This window comes from Oceanisphaera profunda (assembly GCF_002157895.1).
GTDB classification, from domain to species: domain Bacteria; phylum Pseudomonadota; class Gammaproteobacteria; order Enterobacterales; family Aeromonadaceae; genus Oceanimonas; species Oceanimonas profunda.
In genome coordinates, this window is sequence record NZ_CP021377.1 from 2,259,514 (window position 1) to 2,276,679 (window position 17,166).

16 protein-coding genes, 3 tRNA genes and 1 pseudogene are annotated in these 17,166 nt (G+C 49.5%); 11 read left to right on the forward strand and 9 right to left on the reverse strand.

Annotation, left to right across the window (positions count from 1 at the left end; genetic code table 11):
- Nucleotides 1–57: 57 nt before the first annotated feature.
- Nucleotides 58–402, forward strand: a complete 345-nt coding sequence (rraB, locus tag CBP31_RS09890) for a ribonuclease E inhibitor RraB (RefSeq protein WP_174664631.1) — start codon at nt 58–60, stop codon at nt 400–402.
- Nucleotides 403–583: 181 nt separating this feature from the next.
- Here rraB and CBP31_RS09895 read toward each other — a convergent pair whose 3' ends face one another.
- Complete coding sequence (locus CBP31_RS09895; protein ID WP_087036848.1) at nt 584–1,111, reverse strand: GNAT family N-acetyltransferase; 528 nt, start codon at nt 1,109–1,111, stop codon at nt 584–586.
- Between the two features lie 185 nt (nt 1,112–1,296).
- Between CBP31_RS09895 and CBP31_RS09900 the strand changes: the two genes are divergently transcribed.
- The 3 genes from CBP31_RS09900 (at nt 1,297) to CBP31_RS09910 (ending at nt 3,672) form a co-directional block, all read left to right on the forward strand.
- Nucleotides 1,297–1,710, forward strand: a complete 414-nt coding sequence (locus tag CBP31_RS09900) for a hypothetical protein (RefSeq protein ID WP_087036850.1) — start codon at nt 1,297–1,299, stop codon at nt 1,708–1,710.
- Nucleotides 1,711–1,830: 120 nt separating this feature from the next.
- On the forward strand, nt 1,831–2,046 hold the full coding sequence (locus CBP31_RS09905) for a glycine zipper 2TM domain-containing protein (protein ID WP_087036851.1): 216 nt from the start codon (nt 1,831–1,833) through the stop codon (nt 2,044–2,046).
- A gap of 327 nt (nt 2,047–2,373) precedes the next feature.
- Entirely contained in the window at nt 2,374–3,672 is a 1,299-nt protein-coding gene (locus CBP31_RS09910) for a methyl-accepting chemotaxis protein (protein WP_087036853.1), read from the forward strand.
- 232 nt (nt 3,673–3,904) lie between these two features.
- On the opposite strand, the gene CBP31_RS09915 is transcribed toward CBP31_RS09910, so the two are convergent.
- Genes CBP31_RS09915 through pepA form a run of 3 tightly spaced genes read right to left on the reverse strand, consistent with a single transcriptional unit; the run spans nt 3,905 to nt 8,734 of the window.
- Nucleotides 3,905–6,769, reverse strand: coding sequence for a valine--tRNA ligase (locus tag CBP31_RS09915; RefSeq protein ID WP_087036855.1), 2,865 nt, complete (start codon nt 6,767–6,769; stop codon nt 3,905–3,907).
- Between the two features lie 4 nt (nt 6,770–6,773).
- Nucleotides 6,774–7,220: a DNA polymerase III subunit chi gene (locus tag CBP31_RS09920; RefSeq protein ID WP_087036857.1), complete on the reverse strand. Its 447-nt coding sequence runs from the start codon at nt 7,218–7,220 to the stop codon at nt 6,774–6,776.
- A gap of 2 nt (nt 7,221–7,222) precedes the next feature.
- Entirely contained in the window at nt 7,223–8,734 is a 1,512-nt protein-coding gene (gene pepA / locus CBP31_RS09925) for a leucyl aminopeptidase (protein WP_087036859.1), read from the reverse strand.
- A 161-nt stretch (nt 8,735–8,895) separates the two neighbouring features.
- On the opposite strand from pepA, the gene lptF reads away from it, so the two are divergent.
- Nucleotides 8,896–10,005 carry an LPS export ABC transporter permease LptF gene (gene lptF / locus CBP31_RS09930; protein WP_227874994.1) on the forward strand — a complete coding sequence of 370 codons (1,110 nt, stop codon included), beginning with the start codon at nt 8,896–8,898 and terminating at the stop codon, nt 10,003–10,005.
- Complete coding sequence (gene lptG / locus CBP31_RS09935) at nt 10,005–11,075, forward strand: LPS export ABC transporter permease LptG (protein ID WP_087036861.1); 1,071 nt, start codon at nt 10,005–10,007, stop codon at nt 11,073–11,075. Before lptF ends, lptG begins: the two co-directional genes overlap by 1 nt.
- 182 nt (nt 11,076–11,257) lie before the next feature.
- On the opposite strand, the gene CBP31_RS09940 is transcribed toward lptG, so the two are convergent.
- On the reverse strand, nt 11,258–11,773 hold the full coding sequence (locus tag CBP31_RS09940) for an RDD family protein (RefSeq protein ID WP_227874995.1): 516 nt from the start codon (nt 11,771–11,773) through the stop codon (nt 11,258–11,260).
- 236 nt (nt 11,774–12,009) lie between these two features.
- On the opposite strand from CBP31_RS09940, the gene CBP31_RS09945 reads away from it, so the two are divergent.
- Nucleotides 12,010–12,094 (forward strand) — tRNA-Leu (locus CBP31_RS09945).
- A 292-nt stretch (nt 12,095–12,386) separates the two neighbouring features.
- On the opposite strand, the gene CBP31_RS09950 is transcribed toward CBP31_RS09945, so the two are convergent.
- Nucleotides 12,387–12,857: a hypothetical protein gene (locus CBP31_RS09950; RefSeq protein ID WP_087036863.1), complete on the reverse strand. Its 471-nt coding sequence runs from the start codon at nt 12,855–12,857 to the stop codon at nt 12,387–12,389.
- Between the two features lie 147 nt (nt 12,858–13,004).
- Here CBP31_RS09950 and mscL point away from each other — a divergent pair, with 147 nt between their 5' ends.
- From mscL to CBP31_RS09960, 3 genes and pseudogenes are all read left to right on the forward strand, one after another.
- Nucleotides 13,005–13,472: a large conductance mechanosensitive channel protein MscL gene (mscL, locus tag CBP31_RS09955; RefSeq protein WP_087036865.1), complete on the forward strand. Its 468-nt coding sequence runs from the start codon at nt 13,005–13,007 to the stop codon at nt 13,470–13,472.
- A 207-nt stretch (nt 13,473–13,679) separates the two neighbouring features.
- Nucleotides 13,680–13,823: pseudogene (locus tag CBP31_RS15545) on the forward strand (hypothetical protein); the annotation flags it as partial.
- 95 nt (nt 13,824–13,918) lie between these two features.
- On the forward strand, nt 13,919–14,128 hold the full coding sequence (locus CBP31_RS09960) for a hypothetical protein (RefSeq protein WP_087036867.1): 210 nt from the start codon (nt 13,919–13,921) through the stop codon (nt 14,126–14,128).
- A gap of 223 nt (nt 14,129–14,351) precedes the next feature.
- On the opposite strand, the gene CBP31_RS09965 is transcribed toward CBP31_RS09960, so the two are convergent.
- From CBP31_RS09965 to rsmC, 3 genes are all read right to left on the reverse strand, one after another.
- A tRNA-Leu gene (locus tag CBP31_RS09965) sits at nt 14,352–14,436 on the reverse strand.
- Between the two features lie 107 nt (nt 14,437–14,543).
- A tRNA-Leu gene (locus CBP31_RS09970) sits at nt 14,544–14,628 on the reverse strand.
- 140 nt (nt 14,629–14,768) lie between these two features.
- Nucleotides 14,769–15,803, reverse strand: a complete 1,035-nt coding sequence (rsmC, locus tag CBP31_RS09975; protein ID WP_087036869.1) for a 16S rRNA (guanine(1207)-N(2))-methyltransferase RsmC — start codon at nt 15,801–15,803, stop codon at nt 14,769–14,771.
- Nucleotides 15,804–16,097: 294 nt separating this feature from the next.
- On the opposite strand from rsmC, the gene dapA reads away from it, so the two are divergent.
- Nucleotides 16,098–16,970 (forward strand): 4-hydroxy-tetrahydrodipicolinate synthase, encoded by an 873-nt coding sequence (gene dapA / locus CBP31_RS09980; RefSeq protein WP_087036871.1) that lies wholly within the window; start codon nt 16,098–16,100, stop codon nt 16,968–16,970.
- Nucleotides 16,971–17,166: the final 196 nt, after the last annotated feature.

The following is a 17,166-nucleotide window of genomic DNA, read 5'->3' on the forward strand; positions in this document are numbered from 1 at the left end:
CTCACTCTTCACCCTTACTCTTCACATTAATTTGAATTACCGGCCAAGGAGCCTGCTATGAGTGAACTGCAACATTGGCAAGATGAAACCAATGAGATTATTACCTCTTTGTTAGAAGACGGCAGCAACCCGACCGCCTTGTATACTTTAGAGCATCACTTTTCTGGCCAAGACTTTGATAAGCTTGAGAAAGCGGCCTTAGACTGCTTTAAATTAGAGTACGAAGTGACGGATGCGGAAGAGATAGCCCTAGAAACCGGGCAGACCTTATTGAGCTTCGATGCCATTACCGACGGCCCGCTTGAGTTAGCCGCCATCATGGAGCAGATCAACGAACTGCTGCCTATCGCTCAGAAATACGGCCTCGAATACGACGGCTGGGGCACTTACTTCGAAGAATAAAAATTTCTTCACCACGGAATACACGGAATGGCACGGAAAAGTGAACACTGACTCATTTAAGACCATTTCGTACTTGGCTAGGTCTTACAAAAGTAGGCATTTTCATTTTTAATATTTGTGTTTTATTTCCGTGTAATCCGTGGCAAAAATAGCGTTATATTTGTTTTGCCTAATTTATCCTTCACAATCCCAGTATCAGCGTAATTTCGCAGTCATCATGGCCGCTATTGCCTAAGCGCGGGCAGGGCGTGAAACCCAGTTTCTGGTATAAGTGCAATGCTTCGGGTAATAGCGGCGTGGTTTCAAGATAACAACTGTGATAACCCCGTAAACTCGCCTCTTGCAGCACCTTATCTGCCAGCCAACGACCTAACCCTTGGCCGCGCGCACCTGCCAATAAATACATTTTCTGTAGCTCACACACACCAGCATGGCCTGGCACTGGTGCAAAACCGGCGCCGCCAACTAAAGTGCCATCGTTCTCTACTAACAACCAATAACCAGTATCTGGCGTTTGATACAGCTGACTCAGCTTATCTAATTGCGGATCGGCCACGCTGTAACCTTTATCCGCGGTAAGGCCGTACTCCGCCGATACCTGACGAATCAAGGCGGCAAGCGGCGCGTCATAGTGCTCGTTAAGCCTCAGTAGGCGATAGTGACGGTTGGTTGGAATGGCTAAATCGGGATTTGTTAAGCGGTACTGCATGACATTTTTCTCTTTGTAGCGACCAAGGCGTGGGTATTATGAGCCAAGTGATTAAGTTGCACGAGTGCGAGCTTTAACCAAATAGGTGTTGGCGCAGAGCTGTGTTTTTAGGATCTTTGCCTTGTATCTAGTCGCGCAGATATCTCATGCTATAGTGAGCAAAATAGGAGCTAAGGAGCGCTTATATGTATCCCCCTCATAACCCTGATCCCTACGTATTGTTGTGGGATGAATATAAGTATCGTCACGATCATATTTGGCAAAAGCTATTTCAAATCACCATAGCGGTAGTGGTGTTGGGTGCCGTACCTTATCTAAAGCCAGAGATTGGTCAGGTATTAGGCAGCTGGATTTTGATTGCTCCTTTACTGGGCAGCATGCTGACGCTGATTACCTTGGTGTTGATGCATTTTGAGCTCACTTTATTTGCTAAAATTGCCGCGGCCCATCGCCAGCATCAAGAGCTACAAGGCTTACTGAATCACAGTAAGCATAATTATTTTCGCTATATGGTGATGACTTATGTGAGCTTTTTATTGTTGGTTAGCATAGCTAACGTGCTCGTCATTCGCTGGTTATGGTTAGATGCGGTGGCGTAAGTGAGTCCCTCACGACAGGCCTAGACACAAGGCTCGTTATAAAGGCAGTGGTTTTGTGTTAAAGGGAGTACACTGCCCAATATAGCGTAACGTAACATTCACGGCACAGAGGTAATCACTATGATTAGCAGTAAGAAAATAGCGACAGTTGCATTGGCTTCTACATTACTGTTTGGCTTAACTGCGTGCGGTAATATGTCAGAGCGCGATCGTAACACGGCCATTGGTGCCGGTGCCGGTGGTGTAGCAGGCTCAGTATTAACCGGCGGTAGCACGGCCGGTACCGTAGGTGGCGCCGTAGTGGGCGGTATTATCGGTAACCAAGTGAAAAAATAAAGACTGACTCACAATAGTCGAACAGTAAGGGGAGAAGATATCGATAGATATCTTCTCCCCTTTTTTATGCCGCTAAGATCAGTTTAAAGATACAGCACATTGTTGAGTCTCGAACTACCTTCCTTCCGCACCCGCATAAAGCAAGGCTGCTAGTTTTCTCTGTGTTAGCTATTAGGTTGTTAATTATACTAATTGGGCCTCATATGAGGCATTATGAGTTGCGCGCTCATATTGATTAGTGTAAATATTCAATTTTATGTGAAAGTAAATATTTTCCTACCGGTCTCTCACTTCTTATACCTAACACCATAGCAGGAGAAACGTCACATGCTCATGAATAGCAAGCTCAAGCGGGAGCTTTCCCATTGTCGTCAACAATATGATCTGGCAAAAGCAGAGCAACAGGCTATTCGCACTCATATGGCGGTGATCGAATTTACCCCCCAGGGTGAAATCCTGGATGCCAATAACGGCTTTTTGGCAGTGGTAGGCTATAGCCTAACTGAGGTCCAGGGAGCACATCATCAGATGTTCTGTGATCCCCAACTAGTGAACAGTGCCAAATACCGAGAATTCTGGCAACGGCTGGGGCAAGGGCAGTCTCAAAGCGGTGCATTTGCGCGTCTCAATCGCCAAGGTGACGTTATTTGGCTGGAAGCAACTTATTTCCCGGTACTGGATGAACAGGGGACAGTGGTCAAAATATTGAAAATAGCCAGCGATATCACCGCAAAGCAGCATAGGCTCGATGCTCAGCAAGCGGTGTTGAGTGCGCTGCATCTTTCTATGGCTGTGATTGAGTTTTCTGTTGATGGCAATATTATTAGTGCCAATGATAACTTTCTGGCCGCAGTAGGTTACCGGCTTGAACAGCTGACCAATCAGCATCATAGGATATTCTGCGATGAGGAATTCTATCAGCAGCATCCCAACTTCTGGCGGGAGCTGGCGTCAGGAGATCACAAGTCAGGACAGTTTAAGCGGCTCGATGCATCGGGCCGCGAAGTCTGGTTAGAGGCTACCTACAATCCCATTCTGGATGATAGCGGCAAGGTGATGCGTGTGGTCAAATTCGCCAGCGAAATTACCGATCAAATCGCTCAGGCGCAGCGAGTGCGACAGGCTTCAGAGATGGCCAGCGTAACGGCAATACAGACGGCCAGCATCGCCGAGCGGGGCGCCGAATCCTTATTAGCGTCGGTCCATACCTCATCTCGGGTATCTGGGGATCTCGAGCAGGCGATAGATGTTATTAACCGGCTCAATGAGCAGGCCCGAAGCATAGAAGAGATAGTCGCTACTATTAGCAGCGTAGCGGATCAGACTAACCTGTTAGCGTTGAATGCGGCCATTGAAGCGGCCCGCGCCGGAGAGCAAGGCCGCGGCTTTGCGGTGGTCGCCGATGAAGTCAGACAGTTGGCTGGACGAACCAGCAAGGCAACGGCAGAAATTGGTCAGGTTGTACAACAAAATCGCGAGTTGACGGCAAGGGTATCTGCGGCAATCGTAGATGTAGCTAGTGTGGCGGAGCAAGGTAAACAACAAGTACTGGATGTTGAAAGTATAATGGCTGAGATTCATCAAAGTGCACTGGCGGTTCAAGAAGCGGTAGCCGAGCTGAATTAAATTCAGTGAGGAGTGAGGAGTGAGGCGTGAAGTGTGAGGGGGTAAAACAAGCCACTTCCGGTAACTGTAAACTTTAAGCTGTCAGTTAAGACAATATCTAAACTGAACCGTGGCTAATCAGCCATAAAAAAACCGACCTTTGCAGATCGGTTTTTTGTTCTTGGCGTGGTTATATTAGCCGTAAGGCGTCTTGGCTATTACGCCTCGCTCTTCACACCTTACACCTCACGCATTACAAGTTAGCAATTTGCTCTTGTTGGGCAATCAGCTTAGTTAAAGCGGCTTGGTAATCATCAAGTTTACCTTGCTCAACCGCCACTACGGCGGCGGGTGCTTTAGCCACGAAGCCGGCATTGTTCAGCTTGCCTTCGATACGCTTGATTTCACCCTTAACTTTATCCAGCTCTTTGCCTAAGCGTGCTAATTCTGCATCTTTATCAATTAAGCCAGCCATGGGTAGCAGCAATTCGGTCTCACCAATTAACTGTTTGGTGGAAGTCGGTGCTTCTTCATCTGGGCTTAAATGAGTAATAGCGTCTAGCTTGGCCATGGCCTTTAAGAAGGCTTCGTTGTCCGTGGCGCGGCGACCGTCGTCACCGGCAGGGCGTAACAGCACAGATAAGGCTTTGCTTGGCGCAAGGTTCATCTCGGCACGCAAGTTACGAATAGAGACGATAAAGCGCTTCACCCATTCCAGATCTGCCATGGCATCAGCATCTTCCAGGCTGGCATCCGCTTCTGGGTAGGCGGCCAGCATAATGCTGTCGCCAGCACGGTTGGCCAAAGGTGCTACACGCTGCCAAATCTCTTCGGTGATGTAGGGCATGATTGGGTGTGCTAAGCGCAGCAGCGTTTCCAGCACTTCAATCAAGGTCTTGCGCGTGGCGCGCTGCTCGGACTCTGAACCGTGCCACAGTACTGGCTTGGTCAGCTCTAAGTACCAGTCACAGAACTGGTGCCAGATGAACTCATAGAGCGCATTGGCGGCGCGGTCGAAGCGATAGCTGTCTAGGGCTTCACGCACTTCGGTGATGGTCACTTGCAGCTGGGCTTGGATCCAACGATCCGCCAACGAATAGCTCAGCTCGCCGGCACTTGCGCCAGAGTTAAAGCCGCAGTCTTGATCTTCGGTGCTCATCAACACGTAGCGGGAGGCGTTCCACAGCTTATTACAAAAGCTGCGATAACCGTCTAAACGACGCATATCCCAGTTGATGTCACGACCGGTAGAGGCCATGGCCGCCAAGGTAAAGCGCAGCGCATCGGTACCGTGGGCTTCAATGCCTTCAGCAAAAGTAGTACGGGTATCTTTTTCGATTTTTGCGGCCAGTTTTGGCTGCATCATATTGCCGGTACGCTTGGTCACTAACGACTCAAGGTCGATACCGTCAATCATATCTAAAGGATCCAGTACGTTACCCTTAGATTTTGACATTTTATCGCCGTTTTCATCACGGATCAGGCCGGTCACGTACACGGTTTTAAAGGGTACTTGCGGCTTACCATTTTCATCTTTAATGAAGTGCATGGTCATCATGATCATGCGAGCCACCCAGAAGAAAATAATATCAAAGCCGGTGACTAACACGCTGCTCGGATGAAAAGTCGCCAAGTCCGGCGTTTTTTCAGGCCAGCCTTGAGTCGAGAAGGTCCACAGTGCCGAGCTAAACCAAGTATCGAGCACGTCTTCGTCTTGATTCAGTGCAACCTCGGCGCCCAGCTTATAAGTAGCGCGCACTTCGGCTTCATCGCGACCGACGTAGACTTTGCCCTCGCTGTCGTACCAGGCGGGAATACGATGGCCCCACCATAACTGGCGAGAGATACACCAGTCTTGTACGTCGCGCATCCACGAGAAATACATATTCTCGTATTGCTTAGGCACAAACTCAATTTCACCGTCTTCTACGGCTTTAGTGGCCACTTCGGCCAAGGGTGCTGCGCGCACATACCATTGGTCGGTCAGCATCGGCTCAATAGGCACGCCACCGCGATCCCCGTAAGGCACGGTTAAGTCGTGATCTTTCACGCTATCCAGCAAGCCTAACTCGTCCAGTGCGCTCACGATGGCTTTGCGGGCTGCATAGCGCTCTAAGCCGTGAAACTCAGCAGGCAGGGCATCTGAATACACCTCACTGACTTCGCCTTTACTGGTGAACACTTCCGCCAAGTCGCGAATGTGTGCATCTAAGGTCAGAATGTTGATTAGTGGCAGCTGATGGCGCTTGCCCACTTCCGCATCATTAAAGTCGTGGGCGGGGGTGATTTTTACGCAACCGGTGCCTTTTTCCATGTCGGCGTGATCGTCGCCCACAATCGCAATGCGGCGGCCCACTAATGGTAAGTCGATAAACTTACCAATCAGGCTCTGATAGCGCGGATCTTTGGGGTTTACTGCCACTGCGGTATCGCCGAGCATGGTTTCGGGACGCGTGGTGGCGACTACTAGGTAGTCTTTGCCGTCAGCCGTGGTCGCGCCATCGGCTAATGGATAACGAAAGTGCCACATGTGGCCTTTCATTTCGCGGTTTTCCACTTCGAGATCTGAGATGGCGGTATTAAGTTTCGGATCCCAGTTCACTAAGCGTTTGCCGCGATAAATCAGGTCTTCTTCGTAAAGCTGTACGAACACTTCTTTAACTGCGTTCGATAAACCGTCATCCATGGTAAAGCGCTCACGCTCCCAATCCACAGAGGTGCCTAAGCGACGTAACTGTTGGGTGATAGTGCCGCCGGACTCTTTTTTCCAGTCCCAAATTTTTTCGATAAAGGCTTCACGGCCGTAATCGTGGCGGGTTTTGTCTTCTTCTGCGGCGATCTTGCGCTCAACCACCATTTGCGTGGCGATGCCCGCGTGGTCGGTGCCCACTTGCCATAAGGTGTTTTTGCCCTGCATACGCTGATAGCGAATCAGGGTGTCCATGATGGTGTCTTGAAACGCATGGCCCATGTGCAGGCTGCCGGTCACGTTCGGTGGCGGTATCATAATACTGTAAGCAGGTTTGCTGGTGTCGCCATGAGGCTTAAAGTAGCCCTTGTTTTCCCATTGCTGATACATGGCTTGTTCAATAGCCGTGGGATTAAATGTTTTTTCCATGATGTTATTCGTCTTGAGTTTGGGAAGGGACGGGGGCGGTTATAAGCGTAAAACCTGCCTGACGATAAACTTTAAAGCGCTCGCGCGCTTGTTGTTTGCCTGCGTCATCTGCGGGCACAAAGTCCACGAGTTGGTTAAAGCGGCGCGCAAAATCTGGCGCCGTGGGCGCCAGATTGATCAATACTGCACGGCCATTTTTTGGGGGCTGCCAGCCGATGATGACCTGCGCCCCTTGGGGTGGACCTTCGCCTTGCAGATTGTGGGCAATAAAGCCATCGGCTGGCTGCTGCCAGAGCGCCTCGTCCAGCGCCTCGGCTTGGGGCTGATCTTGGGCGTGAATAAACACCCCCAGCCCTTGGCGATAGAAGTCGGTGGTCAGTTTACACACCCACTCGACCGTCGACTCCGGCGTTGCGGATTCTGGCAGCAAATAAAAACAGCCTTGGCTCATGCTCACTCTTCGATATTGTTAACGCCGGCCCGGTTCAATAAAAACTGGGTCAACAAGGGCACCGGACGACCGGTGGCGCCTTTATTCTTGCCGCTCACCCAAGCGGTACCGGCTACATCTAAGTGCGCCCACTGGTACTTTTTGGTGAAGCGAGCCAAGAAACAGGCGGCAGTAATGGCACCCGCGGCGCGACCGCCGATATTGGCCATGTCGGCAAACGGGCTTTCTAACTGCTCGTTATACTCATCACCCATTGGCAGACGCCAAGCGCGATCGCCTGCTTGCTCGGAGGCATTCAGCAGCTCATGGGCCAGCGGATTGTGATTGGCCAACAGCGCCGAGGTGTGGTGGCCCAAGGCCACGATGCAAGCACCCGTCAAGGTCGCGACATCCACCACCACTTCTGGCTCATAACGCTCGACAAAGGTCAGGGCGTCACACAATACCAAGCGGCCTTCGGCGTCTGTGTTTAACACTTCAATGGTTTGGCCAGACATGCTGGTCAGAATATCACCCGGGCGATAAGCATTGCCGTCAGGCATGTTTTCACAACCGGCCAACACCGCCACCACGTTAATGGGCAATTGCAGTTCGGCCAATGCTTGCATGGTGCCTAGCACGGCGGCGGCACCACCCATGTCGTACTTCATTTCATCCATGCCTTCGCCGGGTTTCAGTGAAATACCGCCCGCATCAAAGGTTAGGCCTTTGCCCACTAATACGATAGGGCGTGCATCTGGGTCTGGATGACCTTTATATTCAATGACCGCCATCATGGCTTCATTGCGTGAGCCTCGGGCTACGGCCAGATAAGAATTCATGCCCAGCTCGGCCATTTCTTCTTCGCCAATCACGCGGGTGGTAATGTTGTCCCAAGCATCCGCCAGCTGGCGCGCCTGTGAGGCCAAATAGGCGGGATTACAGACGTTAGGCGGCATATTCGCCACATCACGACAGACTCTTACGCCACGGGCCACGGCTAAGCCGTGTGCTACGGCACGTTCGCCAATGGGCAGCTCGCGACGGGTGGGCACGTTAAACACCATTTTGCGCAAAGGACGGCGCGGTTCGGCTTTATTGGTCTTAAACTGATCAAAGCTATACAGGCTGGCTTTGGTGGTTTCTACCGCTTGGCGCACTTTCCAATAAGTATCTCTACCCTTGACGTGCAGCTCGGTTAAAAAGCACACTGCTTCCATTGAACCTGTGTCGTTAAGCGTATTAATGGTGTTGCGAATAATTTGTTTATACTGACGCTCGTCTAGTTCACGCTCTTTGCCACAACCGACTAGCAACACGCGCTCGCTGAGCACGCCTGGTACTTGATGTAGCAGTAACATCTGGCCGGCTTTGCCTTCCAGATCGCCGCGGCGTAACAGGGCACTCAAGTAACCGTCGCTGATTTTATCCAGCTGTTCGGCTACCGGAGACAGACGGCGGGGTTCAAACACGCCGACCACGATACAGGCACTACGCTGTTTCTCGGGGCTACCACTTTTAACACTGAACTCCATGGATTCTCCTACCGCTTGAAGACAATGAGCGTTAGATCAAGGATAATGATGATCGTCGCAAAAACATGCAGATTTTCGCACACATAAGGTGCGAAAATCGTGATTTTACGCTTATTCTTAAGCGTTTCCATTGAAAAGACAAGTTAACACTGGGATTTACGGTGATTGCATTTCGCTATTTGTTTTGGGAAACCCTAAAAACGCAGCTTGCTGTGTTATTCGTGCTGCTGCTGATTTTTGTCAGCCAGAATTTTATCGAGGTCTTAGCCGGCGCTGCTAGCGGCACTATACCGGTCGGTTTAGTCGGTAAGCTGTTGCTACTTAATATGCCGGATATGGCGACCTTGATGTTACCTATCAGCTTATTTTTGGGCATTTTATTCGCTCACGGCCGCTTGTATGCGGAGAGTGAGATGACGGTAATGCGCGCCGTGGGCATAGGCCCTGGCAAAATCATGACCGTCACCTTAGTGCTGGCACTGTTATGGACGGCGGCGGCGTTAGCCAACTCTTTGTGGCTAAACCCTTGGTCTAAAGCGCAAATTTATCAAATTCGCGAGCAGGTTAAATCCGATTCGGGTATTTCATTATTGCGCCAAGCGCGATTTATGAATCTGGATAACGGGCGGGTGGTGGCTTATATAGAGCAGCTCAACCCTGAAGATTCTGGCAGCAGTCTCAATCGATTGTTTGTGGTGCAACGTGGCCAAACCGATCAGGCGCCCAGCGTAGTGGTGGCCAACAGTGGCCGCTTTCAAGAACGTGATGGCGGCCAATGGCTAACGCTTGATGAAGGTCGCCGTTATAGCGGTGTGCCGGGTACGCGCGCGTTTGATGTGGCCGAGTTTGATGAATACAGTGCCTTTATTCGTGCTAGCGAAATCGGTGAAGTGGAACGCAAAGAGGCTGCGAAGGACAGCAAAGCACTGAGGCACTCCAATGACTTGCTCGACCAAGCCGAGCTGCAATGGCGGGTGTCATTACCTTTGTCGATGTTGGTATTAGTCTTGTTAGTGGTGCCGCTGGCGGTGATTAACCCCCGCCAAGGTCGTTACGCGAAACTGCTGCCGTCCATCTTGCTGTATCTGGCGTACTTTTTATTACAAAGTGCCTCGCGCTCCGCAGTAGAGGCGGGCAGTTTGCCGATTTATCCGGGCCTGTATACGGTACCCATAGTGTTCTTGTTACTGGTGGCGTTGCCGCTTAATTTACGAGAAACCGCTTGGTGGAGTCAGACTCGCGAAAAATTTAAACGTAATAAGGCTGCCTGATGTTCACTATTTTTGATCGTTATATTGGCCGTACCGTTTTAATGGCCATCTTGTTGTGCGAGCTGACCTTGGTGGGCTTGGCGGCCATTATCCGCTATGTGGAGCAGCTAAGAAGCGTAGGCGAGGGGACTTATACCTTACTGTCGGCGTTTTATTATGTGTTGCTGTCTATGCCCCAAGAAATAGTGCTGTTCTTTCCGATTGCCGCTTTGTTGGGTGGCTTAATCGGTTTGGGACAAATGGCCAGTAACAGTGAGCTGGTGGTGATGCAGTCTGCCGGTCGCTCGCGATTCAACATAGTAGTGAGTGCGCTGAAAACCACCTTGCCTTTGATGCTGGTGATCATGCTGGTGGGTGAATATGTGGCACCGGCCACTAAACTCGCCTCAGATGACTTGCGCAGCCAAGCCAAGTCCGGTGGTCAAGTCGTATTGTCGGTCTATGGCGTGTGGGCCAAAGACAATGACGCTTATATTAATATTGGCCAAGCCAAGCGAGATGGCACTCTAAGTGACATTACGTTGTATTACTTTGATGAAAATACCCGTCTCTCGCGTATTACGCAGGCCGAAAGTGCCACTTACCTAGACCCTCTTTGGCGCTTAACGAACGTGACCGACACCTTATTTAATGCCGGTGTTTCCATCCAAACCCAGCATCAGGATACACGGGAGTGGCAAACTAGCTTAACGCCAGAGAAGCTCGGCGTTGTAGCGATTGATCCTAATGAGTTATCGATGCGTGGCTTGTGGGAGTATCAGGGCTATTTAGCAGATAACGGCCAAGACAGTGGCTTATATGCCTTGGAATTTTGGCGTAAAGCTCTGCAGCCCGTAATGGTGATTGCCATGATGTTGCTGGCGTCTTCGTTTGTATTTGGTGCCCTGCGCAGTGTGACCATGGGCGCGCGACTGTTACTGGGTATTCTATTTGGCTTTGGCTTTTATGTATCTAACCAAGTATTTGGCCCCATCAGCTTGGTTTATCACGTGCCGCCCTTTATCGGAGCGCTGGGCCCAAGCCTGTTATTTATTGGTATTGCCTTGGCATTACTGAATAAGCGAGCGTAAGTACAGCGCCGAGCATCAAGTGCCCGGCGCCCAGCTAAACTCTAAACAGGAGTTTTTATGCTGTCTTACCGGTACTGAATCAAGTTCAGTATGACGACTCCGGTATCTCGAACTTATGTATTAAAACCTAAAGCGAGATCCTGACCTTCGTCAGGAAGACGGCTGAAGAGCAGTGCCCAGTGCTAGACGCCTGGCGCTGGTTTCTTATCTAATAATTGCTTATTGAGCTCTTTGCTCATCACTATCATCTCGCAATCAGCAATCTTATCTTGCAGCGCTAACTTAGTGCGCGGATTAAACACCAACCATAAGTTACTCAAGCCGAGCAGGGCGCAGGCGGCGCGAATAATGCACTGAGCCAAGCGTAAGCGACTGCCGTCGGTATTTTGTACCCGTAGGCGCCAAGCGCGCATGCCGATAGTTTGGCCGCTGGTGCGCCAAAACCAGCAATAAAAAAACAGCCCGACTGCCAATAGGCACAGCTGATACCAGCGGCTAGCACTTAATAAGGCGGCGGTGTCTTCGTGCGTCCCTAAGCTTACCCAGCCGAGCTTTAGCGTCAGTACCGTTAAGCCAAAGTAGATAAACCCCGTCACCATCAGCAGTGAAATCACCACTAGTAGGTCATACACCCAAGCTGCTAAGCGGCGCATCAATCCTGCACGCTCTAAACCTACATATTCAGAATAAGAAGCCACTACCACTACCAACCTGTTACGAGTTATTTAAGGTACGCCATTCTAGCAAACCCTTAAGCCTGTGGTCATTTTTGTGCGCATAGCGGTCAAATTACCTGCAGTTGCGCGATTTGTGCGCAGTCAGCATCATAAAGTCAATATTCTGCTTGCGGCGGGGCTCTGGATACGTATAATTCACCTCGTTCCCAAGGCAAAGTAACTCGCTAAGGAAACAGTAAGTATAAAGTGAATGTAGTGGCGGTGTGGTGAAATTGGTATACACGACGGATTCAAAATCCGTTGCCTTCGGGCGTGGCGGTTCAAGTCCGCCCACCGCTACCACTTTATAAGTAAGACTCTTCTTTACAGTAATACCTTTCTAAAAGATCTATTCTGCAATAACTTGCTCACAACGAGCTGACTCAGTGTTAAAATAAGCTAAATCTCAAGCGGTTATACTATTAATTAGTCATGCCTCATTAGCTATATCTAAAAATCTTTCGTAACGTCTAAAAAACTCCTGATAAACTTTTACCTACCCTGCTCTATCAATGCTTTCCCTTGTCTACTATTAACCCGCTTACCAAGCAGGCCCGCAGCATATAAATCAGCTCAAGGCGCCCACCTGCAGTTATCAAATAGTATCTTTTGCCAAGATCAAAAACGCATCTCTAGGATTTTCGACAAATCTATCTTCGAAACCGTAAGCTTTCTCTTCTAATGGCGCTTGGCGATAACCGTATTTTATCACCTCACTGATGTAGCGCTTAATAAAGGATGCTTGGCCTAATGCTTGCCATTGTAAAACGTGCACCAGTTCATGAAAGTGTACTCTGAGTTGGCCGGCGGCCTTAGGTTTTAAATAATAGGTATCATCAAGGGTGATGCCAACGGCGTTAGGGTTTAATAATTGGCCTAACCCCAGTTGCATTATCACATCTATCGGTGGGCGAGGCAGTTCATCCACTATCACAAAGCCTGCGCTGCTAAGTAACTCAGGGCTAAAGAAACCCGCGAAGTGCGTGCCAAGCTGGCTGCAGCTATGGCGTTTATGCTGGTGTGCGAGATTAGTGGCGGTTATCCAACTTTTAATATCAAAGCTCATGGGTTTTCCTTACTGCTAGCGGTCTCGGTTGTTCAGAGGTGCAAGACTCAATAAAGAGCTATGCTCGGTAGGTTATCACTCGATTTTTCATTACTCGAATTCTTTAGTTACTCGAATTATCTAAACATCTTACACAGGAAGACTGTTATGAGTAAAAAAACCGGTTTTATTAAGGAATTTCGTGAGTTTGCCGTTAAAGGCAACATGATTGATTTGGCGGTGGGTGTGATCATCGGTGGCGCTTTCAGTAAGATCATCGACTCTTTAGTGCGCGATGTATTTATGCCAGTGATTAACTTTATTCTCGGTGGCGATGTGGATTTCTCCAATAAGTTGCTAGTACTGCGTGCTCCAGAAGGCTACACAGGCCCGCAAACGCAAGAAGCATTAAGTGCCGCCGGTGCCGTGGTTTTGTATTGGGGTAGTTTTGTGACGGTGCTTATTAACTTTGTCCTGCTGGCGTTGGTGGTGTTTATCATGGTGAAAATGATTAATCGGATGCGCGAGTCTTTGCATCGAGAGCAAGAAGCCGTGACCGTCGCCCCTGCGCCCACGCCAGAAGATATACAGCTGTTGCGTGAAATACGTGATGCACTTAAACAGCAGCAAAAATAGCCTGACCCTAAGCTGCCAGTATCTATACCAATCCCGCGCCTGCGGGATTTTTTGATCCTTATTTCTGCCTTTGCTTTTTCAGGGCAATCACAGTAGAGCTCGGCTTCCTTAAGCAGAAAAATAAGCTCGGGCTTTGTTTGTGCCACCGCTTCGAACAAGTAAAATAGCCTACTTTTTTGTCTCTTTGACCGCTTTATGCGGTCATTATTATCTTGTAATCCTAAGAGCTTGGCTCGTGAATTGGCTTGTTTAACAAAGCGCGGTTTTAGATTAGAGCAGGCCACACCGGTAGATATGTTCCCGCATACCATGCATGTAGAAGCCGTGGTGTTACTTACCTGGCAAGGCTAGCTCTAACAAAAAGGTGCGTGTAACAGGAAGAAAATCTTGATATACAAAGTAATGATAATTATTATCAACTGCATTGCGAGATATGAGGAAAAGCTATGGTGATGCTGTTGGTACTAACTTGGTTATTGGTGGTGTGGTGGGTACCGAGCTCTGCATTAACACTGTGGCTTAGCGCAGGCTTTGCTTTGTTTGCGCTGTTGTTAACTCTACCCTCGGTCAGTCGACATTGGTATTGGTTACCGGTGGGCGGCTTAGCTGGATTAGGCATGGCCGTGGGTATGATGCTGACTGAGCAAGCCGTGTAGTCGCTGACGACTAGCGATTGCTTGGCTGAATAGTAGGTCTGAAGTAGATAATTTTTGTAGAAATTAAGAAGATATTAAGCAGATATAGTACTGATAGGCGCGTGGTTAGTGGCGTCGTAATATAGCGCGAACTAAATGTCGAAATGAAGAATGTTGAAATGAAGGGCATACGAAGATTAAAAGAATAGGTCATGCAGAATTTTACTATAGAACAAATAATAAATGGTGCGAAGAGGGGGACTTGAACCCCCACACCCGAAGGCACTAACACCTGAAGCTAGCGCGTCTACCAATTCCGCCATCCTCGCACATCTAACTATTTGCTTATCTATTTACTGTTTACTTATTAATGGTTCAGCTATTTTAAATGGGCTGCCATTTGTTACTTTGAGTCACTCACACTCAAGATTCTGAGTGGTGCGAAGGGGGGGACTTGAACCCCCACATCCTAAGACACTAACACCTGAAGCTAGCGCGTCTACCAATTCCGCCACCCTCGCGTACTCAAGGCAGAGAATTCTATAGATTTTTCGCTCTGCGTCAATAAAACCCAGTCCAGAACATAAAAAAAACCGGCATCCGCTGCCGGTTTTTCTAAAAGCCCTTAACTGACTCAGAACTTGTCTAAAGTTGACTTGGGTTATGAACGACGCACCGCGCGATAAATTTTAAACTTACCGTTCACCGCTATGGTTTCACAGTGACCAAAGCTTTTTTCAATCAGCTCGGGGTAGGGTAAGAAAGCGTTAGCTACTAAGGTGAGTGAGCCGCCGTGCACCAAGTAATTTTTTGCCGAGCTGAGCAAAGCTTCTGTGGTGTGAAAGAAGGTTTTCAACCCGGCATGAAACGGGGGATTAGCCACTATATGGTTAAAGGTACCGTTCACTTGGCTTAAGCCGTCTGAGGCATACACGTTAGCGTTAAGCTGATTTTCAGCCAAAGTGAGACGCGTGGCTTCCAGTGCCAAGGCGCTAATATCAATGCACTCTAGCTCTAATTCAGGCTGGCGCTTAAGCAGGTTGGCACCAATCACGCCGGCACCACAACCAAAGTCGAGCACGCGACCTTTCAGATTACCTAAATTATCCAGCAGCAAACGTGAACCTGAGTCCAGATGTCCGGCGCTAAATACCCCAGGCAGCGTGCAAATCTGCAATGGCGCCTGTGCTTTTTCTAACTCTAGACTGTACCCTTTAACCCAGCTGGCTAATTTAAAGGGTGCGGCAGGGCGCACTAGCTCTGCTTGATACAAACTGGCGCGCCTAGCGCTGTCGAGCTTATTAACCTGATCTGCGTATGGTGCCAGCAATTTAGGTGCGGATTTTACGCCGCCTTTATTATCGCCCGCCATAAACAGCTGGGCGCCTTCGGCTAACAGCGGCAAGCAAGCGGCAAGCAGGTACTCGGCTTCGGCTTTGGCCTTGGGCATCAATAACAGTAAGCCAGGCGCGCCTTGAGTCGGCTGTACGCCAAACTCTATTTGGCTGTTGCCTTGCTGCTCTTGCCATTGAAAGTAGCGAAAGTCGGTGGTGAAAATTCGCGGAGCCGGCCCAGCTTGCGCCAACATGCCGGGTAAATTATCTTCTAGCAGACCACATACCAGCAAAGGCTGTTGGGTGAGTACATCCAAATTACGTGCCAGCATTTCGCTAACCGGCGTTAAGGCCTCAAACATCTTGGGCTCCACAGTAAATTATTTGATCAGGCATTATACATACCTACGGTGCTCTTGACATTTGTCGGTCATTAGCAAAAGATGCTGTTCAAGGTCTTTTTCAGGTGTGGCACATGCTTTTTATAGTTAAACGTAAACAGGGTAAACCGCTGAAACGAAAAGCGCTAGCCACAGTTGCGTAACCGATGCCTGATCTTCTTTAAGACAAGATGTTTTCAAACCCCCGGTGATGCAATAGCAGCCGGGGTTTTTTATTTAAAATCTACCATCCTCTAACCAGGAGAAGGAGTTTCCATGTTTCGCGGTTCTTTAGTTGCCCTATTAACCCCTTTTGACGGCACTCGCATTGACGAGCCGGCATTGCGTCGCCTGGTTGATTGGCACATTGCAGAGGGGACTCATGGCCTAGTACCAGTAGGTACTACCGGTGAGAGCCCCACTTTGACCCATGATGAGCATTGTCGGGTTATTGAAATCGTGGCCGAGCAGGCTGCAGGCCGTGTGCCTGTGATTGCCGGTGCCGGTTCTAACAATCCACTAGAAGCCATTGAGTACAGTAACTGTGCGCAGCGTGTGGGTGCCGATGCGACTTTGCACGTGGCCGGTTATTACAACCGTCCTAATCAAGATGGTTTATATGCCCATTTCAAGATGTTGCATGATGCCACCGAGCTGCCGATCATTGTTTATAATATTCCGCCGCGCGCCGTAGTGGATATTAAACCGGAAACCCTAGCGCGCATGGCTGAACTGCCGCGCATTGTGGGTGTGAAGGACGCTACCGGTGACTTATTACGCCCTTGGGTGGAACGCTCATTGATCAAGAAGCCGTTTGCTTGGTTATCTGGCGAAGATGGCACGGCCGTGGCTTACAATGTGGGTGGCGGCGAAGGGTGCATCTCGGTGACGGCTAACATAGCACCGCGTTTGTGCGCCGAGCTGCAAGAGCTGACGTTAGCGGGCAAGTGGGCAGAAGCCCGCGTGTTGCAAGATAAGTTGCTGCCATTGCATCAGGTATTGTTCTTAGAGCCTAATCCAGCTGGCCCTAAATATGCGCTGTCGTTATTAGGCTTGGCCAGCGAGCATTGCCGCATTCCCGTGGTGCCACTACAAGAGTCGAGCAAGATTGCAATTCGTCGTGTAATGACTGAGCTTGGCTTAATTTAGGCAAGTGAGTGCGGCAAAGAGTAACGTGAAGTGTAAAGGGTGAAAAGAACAACACTGCAGTCAGCGGCCAATTAGGTCAACTAATAGAGCCGCTGCTCTAGCGTTAGGTTCGCTAGCTTATGTCGGCCACTGCACTTTTCACCTATCACCCTTTATCTCTTCTGTAAGCGCATAATAAAAAAGGTCAGCAGCTGCT